The sequence below is a fragment of the Streptomyces sp. NPDC027663 genome (assembly GCF_055566415.1).
This window is the reverse complement of sequence record NZ_JBVHSK010000027.1, coordinates 23,212-33,226: the sequence shown is the minus strand read 5'-3', so window position 1 is coordinate 33,226 and position 10,015 is coordinate 23,212. Positions and strand designations below refer to the sequence as shown.

The window sequence follows — 10,015 nt, the reverse complement described above, 5'->3', positions numbered from 1 at the left end:
CCTCCCCACCCCCTCCCCCCCCCCCCCCCCCCCCCCCCCCCCCCCCCACCCCCCCCCCCTCCCCCCCCCCCCCCCCCCCCCCCCCCCCCCCCCCCGCCGCCGTGTCATGGACGGAATCGCCGTGTCAAGCAGGGAACCGTCGTGTCATGGGCGGAACCGCAGCACCTGCGGGTCGTGGTCGCTGATCTGGTCGTGGAACTCCGAGTTGACGTGCACGCTGTCGTACTCGAAGTCACAGCCGCGCCGGATCGCCGGGCTGATCAGGATCTGGTCCAGGACCTGCTGGTTGCCCTGGTAGTCATAGGTGTAACGCTCGCTCTTCGGCAGCGACTTGATCGCCGACCACAGCTCGCCGTCACCCTCGAGGATCTTCGCGGTGCCGGAGAACTCGAAGTCGTTGATGTCGCCGAGCGCGATGACGTCCGCGTTCTTCTGCACGGACAGGATGTCCTTGACGAACGCGTTCACCTCGGTCGCCTGGGCGTGCCGCTGGATCTCCGAGCTGCGCACCGGCGGCTGGTACTGCGAGGTCAGGCCCTGGTCGCCGCCCTTGGAGTTGAGGTGGTTGGCGATCACGAAGACGGTCTTGCCGCGGAAGACGAACTCACCCGCGAGCGGCTTGCGGCTGTTCTTCCAAGCGGCGTTCGCCGGGTCGATCCGGCCCGGGGAGACCGTCAGCTGGGCCTTGCCGCGCACCTTGGTGACGCCGACCGCGGTGGTCGAGTCGCCGCCCGCACGGTCCACGAAGGAGACCCGCTCGGGGTTGAACAGGAACACCTGGCGGATGTTGCCGCCGGGCTCGCCGCCGTCCTGGTCGTTGACCGGGTTGACGGAGCGCCAGTCGTACTTGGGGCCGCCCGCCGCGACGACCGCGTCGATCAGCTTGTTCACCGTCTGGTCCGCGTCGACCGTGCCGTCGTCCTTGGCACCGTTGTTGTCCTGGATCTCCTCCAGGGACACGATGTCCGGCGACTGCAGGTTGTTCACGATCGCGGAGGCGTGCTTGGCGAACGTGGCGTCCGACGGGTCGAGGTTCTCGACGTTGTACGTCGCGACGGCCAGCTCGCGGCTCGACTGCTTCTGCGTCGTCTCGCGCTCCAGACCGGCGCTGTCCAGCGTGCCGAGCTTGCTCGCGACGAGGGTGTAACCGCCGAACTGGTTGAAGTCCAGCGGGCCGGTGGTGGTGCCCTCCAGCGTGTCGCCGACGTTCGCCTTCGGGAAGTCGGCGGTGGCGCCCAGCGACTGGATCTGCAGTCGGCCGGTGTTCTGGGACGCGTAGGAGCCGTAGACCGTGCCGCCGCGGCGGTTGCGGTGCTCCCAGGGCTTCACCGTGACCCACAGCTCGTTGTACGGGTCGGTCGCGGTGACCACACGGACGTCCTCGACCTGGACGTTCATGCCCTCGAGGGACTCGTAGCGGTCCAGGGCGTACGCCGACGGGTCGAGGGTCAGGCCGTTGATCGAGCCGGCGGCGGCCGTGTCGCCCTCCGGGGCGTACTCGTCCGGCACCGAGTCCTCGTCGACCGTGACCGGCGCCGGGACCGCGTTGCCGGTGGAGACGGCGGTGACGGTCGGCTTGGTGATCTCCGTCACCGACTGGTTGCCGGACGAGGCGCCGCCCGGGACGTACTCGGAGACCGTGCCGGTCACCGTCACCGAGTCGCCGACCGCGACCTTGGGAGCGGAGCTGGTGAAGACGAACACGCCCTCACTGGTGGCCGGGTTGTCGTCCGGGGTGGCGTCCTGGATCCAGAAGCCCTTGGAGGAGCCGTAGGTGCGCGTGGCCGTGACGACGCCGGGCACGTCCGTGACCTTCTGCCCGGCGAACGGCGATATTCGGGTCGCACCCTGGATGTCGTGGATGCGCACCGAGTCGGCGTGCGCGGGGGACGTGAGGACGACGGCGGACGCCGCGCTGCAGACGGCGGCGACGGTGAGCGCGGCGAGGCGCGCGGAAGACCTGCTCGGCAAGGGTTCCCTCCGGGGACGTGCGTGAGCGCCGGGACGAGGGTGGTACGGGAGCGTGCGGGGCTCGTGGCCCTCAGTGACACGCATAGAGCCGAGTGAACAGTTGTCCCCCCAACTTCTACGCGCGTCAATCTCCTGCCTGGCCCCAGGAGTTGTCAAGGTTTCGGCCATGTACGGCCGCTTACGGAGAGATGAACCGGGTGGCATGGGTGGAAATCCGTCTAGGCTGAGCGGTTGAGTCCGTTCACGGTCCGAGGAGAACCAGCCGATGTCAGACAGCTCCCCCCTGCCGCCCGTACGGCTGCACCCCGAAGCGGAGCTGGCGCGCGCCGCGCTGTCCACGCCGTTGCTCTCCCGAGCCGCCCGCCTCGCCCGCTGGGCCGGGCCCGAGACCCGCGTGGACGCCGGCGGCGGGCTGGCCGAGGAGCAACTTCCGGCCGCCGCCGAGCTGCTCGGGCTCAGCGGTGACGACGCGGCCGCCTACGCCAGCGAGGCCTGGCGGATCGCCGTGGACGCCGGCCTGGTCGAGATCGTGGACGAGGAGGCTGGCACCGTCCGGGCGGGGGAGGAGCTGACGCTGCTCACCGGCGGCTCCCCGCGGGACGTGCTCGGCGTGTGGCTCAGCGCCCTGGAGACCGTCGTCGCCGACGCGAGCGTGCCCGACCTGGACGATCTGGTCGACGCGCTGGACGGGGGCGGAGAGGTCGATTTCTCGTCACTCGACTGGGACCCGGAGGCCGAGGCGGAGTTCCTCGACGGCGTCCTCGGCAACCTCTACCTGCTGACCGCCAGTGAGGACGGCCCCGGCGGCGGCGCCGTCCCGCTGCCCGCACTCGCCGCCTCCATGATCGTGCCCGACGACATGGGCGAGCCCACCAACGATGTCCTGGAGCAGGTCTCCGACGCGATGATGCGGCTGGACGACCAGTTCCGGATGCTGGAGCCGGTCGGGCTCGTGGAGTACCAGCCGGTCGACGAGGGACTGATGGCCGACGCCGACGAGGAGCCCGCCGCACCGGTGGACGACACCGACGTCTCCCGTTACGGCATGGTCCGGCTCACCCCGCTCGGCGTGTACGGGCTGCGGGCGCGGCTGCTGGACGCCGGGTTCACGGCGCCGACCGTCGGCGAACTGGCGGACAAGGGCGCGGACGCGCTGCTCGACGGCACCGCCCGGTTCGGGCAGTCCGCCGCCCGTGCCGAGACCGAGCAGTGGCTGGCCCGCCGCGAACCGCTCGCCTCCGCACGGGAGTTGCTGACCGCGGCGCGCGGCGCCGACGCCGGGGCGCCGCTGCGCAGGCTGCGCTGCCAGCAGGCGCTGTCGCTGATGGGCACCGAGGCGGAACCCGCGCTGCGGGAGGTCCTCGCCGACCCCGAGCTGGGCGGGCTCGCCCGGGTGTGGCTGAGCGAGCGCGGTGCCCCCGGGGTGCCGGCGCCCTCACAGGACATGGTGTTCTGGCTGACCATCGACACGGTGGCCGCACAGCTCCAGGCCGAGGGCAACTCCGAGGAACTGCAGGCCCTCGTGGAGGGGCTGGCCGCGCAGCACAGCGGGTTCTTCGCAGCGGCCTGGCGGGTGGACCACCCCGCAACCGCCGACGTGCTGGAGGCGATGGGACGCCTGCACCCGGACAAGAAGGTGGCCAAGGAGGCCCGGAAGGCGGCGTTCAAGGCACGGTCGCAGCAGGGCGGGTGAGCGGCGGCCGGGCACGCGGGCACACGGTCCCGGGGTGAGCGGCGGACGCGGTTCTCGATCCGGACCGAGCGGCTGACGCGGTTCTGTATCCGGGGTCAGCGGCGGGCGCGGCTGCCGGGACGAGCGGACGGCCGCGAGCACGGTTCCGGGACGAGCGGCGGGCGGGGTTCCGGCTTCGGGGCGAGTGGTGGCCGTCGCGGTGTCGGCCGAGCGGGTGAGCAGCGGCTGCGGTCCCCTGCCCGGTTGCGTGCCCGGCTGATGCCGGCCGTGCCGCGAGGTGACGGTGTTTTTGCTGGCCATGGTCCGGTGCATACGGATTCATGGAACAGGCGCCTCGGTGGTAGCCCGTCGTTCAACTCCCGTTCAGCAGTGGGCGGGAGCGTGTGCGCCGAACCGAGGCCCCCCACCCTCCACGGCACTGCCACCGTCGTCACAGGAGACACCATGTCGCTCACCCGCAGGGACTTCGCCAGAAAATCCGCGATCACCGGTGCCGGGGTCGCCCTGGCGGGCAGCGTCGGCGCCCTCGCCACCGCGCCGAACGCCCTTGCCGCCACGGAGACCGAGAGCGCCGAGGCCGAGTCCGCACACGGGGGCCACCCTCACCACCACGGCGTCGGCTACGGCCCGCTGATCGCCGACCCCGACGGCATCCTCGCCCTGCCCGCCGGCTTCGAGTACGAGATCATCACCTACAGCGGCAGGACCAAGCTGGAGTCCGGCGAGTTCACCCCGTCCAACCATGACGGCACGGCCACCTTCGACGGCCCCCGCGGCGCCACCCTGCTCGTCAACAACCACGAGCTGAAGGGCCCGCGCGCCAACTGGAAGTACCCGGTGCCGCTGACCGAGGGCCTGGTCTACGACCCCGCCGCCTCCGGTGGCTGCACGGTCGTCGAGGTCCGCCGCGGCCACGTCGCCGAGTGGGTGGGCATCGCCGGCACCTCGCAGAACTGCGCCGGTGGCCGCACTCCCTGGGACACCTGGCTCACCTGCGAGGAGACCGAGGACAAGGCCGGCAAGAACGGCATGACCAAGGACCACGGCTACGTCTTCGAGGTCGACCCGGAGGACCGCCGGGCCAACCGCGACCCCAAGCCCGTCAAGGCGCTCGGCCGCTACGCCCACGAGGCCGTCGTCGTCGATCCGAAGCGCGGTCACCTCTACCTGACCGAGGACGCGGACACCCCGAACGGTCTGCTGTACCGCTGGACCCCGCCGGAGGGCTTCCGTCACGGCCGCGGCAAGCTGCGCACCCTCGCCGACGACGCGGGCGTGCTCCAGGCGTTCAAGTGCTTCGACTCCGGCGGCAAGTTCGTGGACGACCTGTCCCGCGCCACCAGGATCGGTACCGTCTACGGCGTCGACTGGGTGGACGTCCCCGACCGTGACGCCAAGACCGTCTCGGTGCGCAAGCAGTTCACCGAAGGCCAGGTCACCCGCGCCCGCAAGCTCGAGGGCATGTGGTGGGGCGACGCCGGCGTCTACATCGTCTCCTCCTTCGCCCGCCAGGAGAGCCCGGTCCAGCACGACGGCCAGGTCTGGTTCTACGACCCCAAGCGCCGCACGCTGACGCTGAAGGTCCTGCTCGGCGTGAACACCGACCCGGCCGAGGACGGCGCCCTCGACGGCCCGGACAACATCACCGTCTCCCCGTACGGCGGCCTGGTCATCGCCGAGGACGGCGAGGGCATCCAGCACCTGTTCGGCGCCACCGAGAGCGGCCGCACCTACCCGATCGCCCGCAACGAGCTGAACATCGGCACCGAGGAGGAGCCGGAGTACAGCGAGTTCACCGGCGTCACCTTCTCGCCCGACGGCCGCACCCTGTTCGCCAACATCCAGACCCCGGGCATCATGCTCGCCATCACGGGGCCCTGGAAGCGGCAGAAGTGCGACTGATTTCCGGACGGTGATTAATTCGCTCGCTCGTCCCGCGGCCCCCTCCTAGAGTGGTCCTCGTCCAGGTGCGACAGGCAGGACCTACTTCCACTCTTAATGGGGAGGCCGCGGGTTCGAATCCCGCCACCGGCTCCTACAGGCCGGTGTAGCTCAGGGGCAGAGCACCACGTGGTTCCGCCGACCTCGATCTCTGGACACCGAAAACTTCATGCACCTCCCGGTGCGCAGGCTGCGGTTACTTCTTTTGCAAAGAGAATCCGGAACCGCCGCCGACCTGATCTCGGGAGGCGCAGCACATCGTGGGTGCCCGGTGCGCAGGCAGCGGATACTTCAGGGACCTGGTCCTTGGGAACAGGGGTGCGGGTTCGAGTCCCGTCATTGGCTCAGGGCCGGTGTGGCGAAAGGGAAGACGCGCCAGGTGATAAGTCCCGTCGCCGAATCCTGATCTCGGGCATCCTCCATTTGCTGCGGCTCCCTCCGAAACTCCAGAGAATTCGGGGGAATTCGTCATGGCGCGATTCAACAGCAAGTCCGCCCGCGCGCAGCCCACTTCGAGGGTCACCTCGACGGGACGGGTGCTGCGCACGTACGAGGGGGGCCGCGGGCAGGAACGTGACGCGCGCTCCGAGCTTTTCCTGCTGGCGGTGTCCCACTTCGCCACGGGCACCTTCTACGAGCGCGCCGAGGACCGCGACGACCGCTTCACCCGCCTCGTCCGCGACCTCGCCGTCATCGACCCGGACTGGACGGCGGGCCTGCTCGCCTGGTTGCGGGGCGAGGGGAACATGCGGACGGCCTCGATCGTGGGCGCCGCCGAGTACGTGCACGCACGGCTGGCGGCCGGCGCTACCGGCGGCCCGTCCAACCGGCAGGTCGTGGAGTCGGTGCTGCAGCGCCCGGACGAGCCCGGCGAACTGCTCGGGTACTGGACGTCGGTGTACGGCCGCGCGCTCCCCAAGCCGGTCAAGCGCGGTGTCGCCGACGCCGTTCGACGGCTCTACCACGCCAGGTCGCTGCTGAAGTACGACACCGCGTCCAAGGGCTACCGCTTCGGCGACATCCTGAACCTGGTGCACGCGGCGCCGGACCCGGACAAGCCGTGGCAGGGCGAGCTGTTCCGGTACGCCCTCGACCGGCGGCACCACCCGGACACCGCCGAGGCGCCGGCGTCGCTGCCGGTGCTCACCGCGCACCGCGAGCTGATGGCGCTGCCCGTCGAGCAGCGGCGGGCGGTCGTCACCTCGCCCGGCGGTGCCGAGCGGCTGGCGGCGGCCGGCATCACCTGGGAGGCGCTGGCCGGCTGGCTGCAGGGGCCGATGGACAAGGCGGCCTGGGAGGCCGTGATCCCGTCCATGGGCGCGATGGCGCTGGTCCGCAACCTGCGGAACTTCGACGAGGCCGGGGTCTCGGACGAGGTCGCCGCACAGGTCGCGGCGAAGATCAGCGACCCGGAGCAGGTGCGCCGCTCGCGGCAGTTCCCCTTCCGCTTCCTGGCCGCCTACCAGCACGCGCCGTCGCTGCGCTGGTCCTACCCGCTGGAGCAGGCCCTCGGCCACTCGCTGGCCAACGTACCCGCGCTGCCGGGGCGGACGCTGGTGCTGGTCGACCGTTCGGGTTCCATGTTCTGGTCGCCGGTGTCGGAGCGCTCGCAGCTCAACCGGGCCGACGCCGCGGCGGTCTTCGGTGCCGCCCTGGCGCTGCGCGCGGCCGACGCCGATCTCGTGCAGTTCGGTTCGACCAGTGACCGGGTGGCCTTCCGCAGGGGCGAGTCGGTGCTGAAGGTCCTGGAGCGCTTCGGCGACCTGGGCGGCACGGACACGACCGAGGCGGTGCGCCGGCACTACAGGAACCACGACCGGGTGCTGATCGTCACCGACGAGCAGTACGCCCCGAACCGGCACGGCGGCCCGACCGCCCAGATACCGGGGCGCATCCCGGTCTACACCTGGAACCTGGCGGGCTACCGGGCGGGCCACGGCCCGTCGGGCACGGGCAACCGGCACACGTTCGGCGGCCTTTCCGACGCGGCCTTCCGCATGGTCACGCTGCTGGAGAGCGGCCGGGACGGGCGCTGGCCCTGGCTCGGCTGAGCAGCCGGCCCCGAACGCCTACAGCGCCCTGCCCCGGCCGGGTGTCCGGGCGGCCTTGCGCCGGCCGGCCAGGACCGCCGCCGCCACGAGCAGACCGGCCAGGGTGATGAGGGCGCCGGCGGCGAAGGCGCGGGCGGCGCCGGGGGTGAGGACGGCGTCCGCGGAGCCGGTGGCGTGCCGGGTGGCCGTGCCGTACACCGTGACCAGGACGGACAGGCCGACCGTGCCACCCAGCCTCGCGGGCAGGGTTCAGCTGCCCACAGAGCACCATGAGCCGTAAGCGGGGACTGTCTCCGTTTAGTGCTCGATAAGATGCGGAGAGAGTCCCCGGTTCGCAAGGAGAGAGTGGATGACGCAGGGCAGGCCCATGCGCGCGGACGCCCGGCGCAACCACGACCGGCTGCTGAAGGTGGCGGCGGAGGCCTTCGCCGAACACGGGGAGAACGCGTCGCTCGACGACATCGCCAAGCGGGCGGGCGTCGGCTCCGGCACCCTCTACCGGCACTTCTCGACCCGGCAGGCGCTGCTGGAGGCGGCCTACGTGGACCGTATGGAAGCGCTGGGGGCACGCGCCGACGAACTCGCCGGGGAACTGCCGGCGGGTGAGGCGCTGCTGGAGTGGCTGTACGAGCTGGCTGTCGCCACCCTGCAGGTGCGAGGGATGAAAGCCCTGCTCAGCTCGGCGGTGACGGACGGCGGTGCGGCGGCGCTGACGGCATGTGCGAGCACGGTGAAGGGCGCGGTGGCCCGGCTGGTGGAGGCGGCGCAGACGGCGGGTGCGCTGCGGCGGGACGTCGAGCCGATCGAGGTGCTGCGGCTGGCGCACGGGGTGGCGTCGGCGGCGGAGCTTGCGGGCACGGGGGAGCGGGAGATCCGCCGCTGTCTGGGGCTGCTGAACGAGGGACTGCGCAACGCCTGACGGGCTCTGCGACACCGCTCGGCCGGTACCGGGCCTGGCGGCGGAGGCTGGGACTCGCCCGGGCGGAGCAGCGCCCCGCAAGGGGCGCGGGGAACTGCGCGAGCGGCCAGGGCGGTGCCGCAGCCGGGCGACGGCCGCAACGATGACGGCGGACCCCCGGCGCGACTCCGGTCCACGTCGAGCTACAGGGCGCGAGCCCCCGGCTGCACCATGTTGCGTACGGTGCGGGCCTTCACGAATTCGCCCATCGCCGTCATGTCCCACTCGCCGGAGAACTGGCGGATGAGCTTGGCCATCATCACGCCCGTCTGGGGCTCCGCGCCGGTGAGGTCGAAGCGGACCAGCTCCTCGCCCGTGGCGGCGTCGATCAGGCGACAGTACGCCTTGGCGACCTCCGTGAACTTCTGGCCGGAGAAGGAGTTGACCGTGAAGACGAGGCCGGTGACCTCCTGGGGGAGGCGGCCGAGGTCGACCACGATCACCTCGTCGTCGCCGCCGCCCTCACCGGTGAGGTTGTCGCCGGAGTGCTTGACCGCGCCGTTCAGGATCGTCAGCTTGCCGAAGTAGCAGCTGTCGATGTGGTTGCGCTGCGGGCCGTAGGCGATGACCGAGGCGTCCAGGTCGATGTCCTTGCCGCGGAACGCGGGCTCCCAGCCGAGCCCCATCTGCACCTGGGACAGCAGTGGCCGGCCGCCCTTGACCAGGGACACGGTCTGGTTCTTCTGGAGGCTGACCCGGCCCTTGTCCAGGTTGATCTTTCCGGCTCCCGGCGCCGGAGCCGGCGGGGCGGCGGGGACGGGCGGTGCGGTCGGGGCCTGGACGGCAGGGGCGGGCGGGGCGGAGGGCTGCGGCGGGGCCGCCGGGGCGGCGGCGGGCTCCTCCACCGTCACGCCGAAGTCCGTCGCGATGCCCGCCAGCCCGTTGGCGTACCCCTGGCCGACGGCGCGGGCCTTCCACTGGCCGTTGCGCCGGTAGATCTCCACGACCACCAGCGCCGTCTCCGTGCCGAGCTGCGGCGGGGTGAACGTCGCCAGGGGCGTGCCGCCGTCGGCGTCCCGGATCGTGGCGGTCGGCTCGATGCCCTGGAAGGTCTGGCCCGCCGCGTCCGGGCTGGCCGTGACCACGATCTTCTCGATGTCCGGCGGCACGGCGGCGGTGTCCACCGTGATCGCGTCCGGCGCCGCCCCGCCGCCGGAGGTGTACGTCACGCCCGGGCCGGCGGGCTGGTTGTAGAAGATGAAGTCGTCGTCGGAGCGCACCTTGCCGTCGGCGGTGAGCAGCAGGCCCGACACGTCGAGCCGCACCGGCGCGGAGACGTCCACCGTCACGCGGGCGGCCGACAGAGGGATGTTCGAGCCTGGGGTCATAGCTGTCATGCCGGGTGAACGAACGACACCGCTTTACCGTTCCCTTACCGACGAGCGGACCCCCGATCGGCTC

At 71.7% G+C, this 10,015-nt stretch carries 7 protein-coding genes; 4 read left to right on the top strand and 3 right to left on the bottom strand.

Translation table 11 applies throughout. From position 1 onward, the window contains the following. Nucleotides 1–144 precede the first annotated feature (144 nt). Nucleotides 145–1,971 (bottom strand): endonuclease/exonuclease/phosphatase family protein, encoded by a 1,827-nt coding sequence (locus ACZ4SF_RS37385; RefSeq protein ID WP_468393397.1) that lies wholly within the window; start codon nt 1,969–1,971, stop codon nt 145–147. Nucleotides 1,972–2,236: 265 nt separating this feature from the next. On the opposite strand from ACZ4SF_RS37385, the gene ACZ4SF_RS37380 reads away from it, so the two are divergent. From ACZ4SF_RS37380 to ACZ4SF_RS37370, 3 genes are all read left to right on the top strand, one after another. After that, complete coding sequence (locus ACZ4SF_RS37380; RefSeq protein ID WP_468393396.1) at nt 2,237–3,664, top strand: hypothetical protein; 1,428 nt, start codon at nt 2,237–2,239, stop codon at nt 3,662–3,664. 444 nt (nt 3,665–4,108) lie between these two features. After that, nucleotides 4,109–5,566 (top strand): alkaline phosphatase PhoX, encoded by a 1,458-nt coding sequence (locus ACZ4SF_RS37375; RefSeq protein ID WP_468393395.1) that lies wholly within the window; start codon nt 4,109–4,111, stop codon nt 5,564–5,566. Between the two features lie 509 nt (nt 5,567–6,075). After that, nucleotides 6,076–7,656 (top strand): TROVE domain-containing protein, encoded by a 1,581-nt coding sequence (locus ACZ4SF_RS37370; RefSeq protein ID WP_468393394.1) that lies wholly within the window; start codon nt 6,076–6,078, stop codon nt 7,654–7,656. Between the two features lie 18 nt (nt 7,657–7,674). Here ACZ4SF_RS37370 and ACZ4SF_RS37365 read toward each other — a convergent pair whose 3' ends face one another. Further along, the gene (locus ACZ4SF_RS37365; RefSeq protein ID WP_468393393.1) at nt 7,675–7,854 is read right to left on the bottom strand and encodes a hypothetical protein; all 180 of its coding nucleotides are present in this window, start codon (nt 7,852–7,854) and stop codon (nt 7,675–7,677) included. A gap of 151 nt (nt 7,855–8,005) precedes the next feature. On the opposite strand from ACZ4SF_RS37365, the gene ACZ4SF_RS37360 reads away from it, so the two are divergent. Then, complete coding sequence (locus ACZ4SF_RS37360; RefSeq protein WP_468393392.1) at nt 8,006–8,575, top strand: TetR/AcrR family transcriptional regulator; 570 nt, start codon at nt 8,006–8,008, stop codon at nt 8,573–8,575. Between the two features lie 182 nt (nt 8,576–8,757). Here ACZ4SF_RS37360 and ACZ4SF_RS37355 read toward each other — a convergent pair whose 3' ends face one another. Next, on the bottom strand, nt 8,758–9,942 hold the full coding sequence (locus ACZ4SF_RS37355) for a TerD family protein (protein ID WP_468393390.1): 1,185 nt from the start codon (nt 9,940–9,942) through the stop codon (nt 8,758–8,760). Between the last annotated feature and the right edge of the window lie 73 nt (nt 9,943–10,015).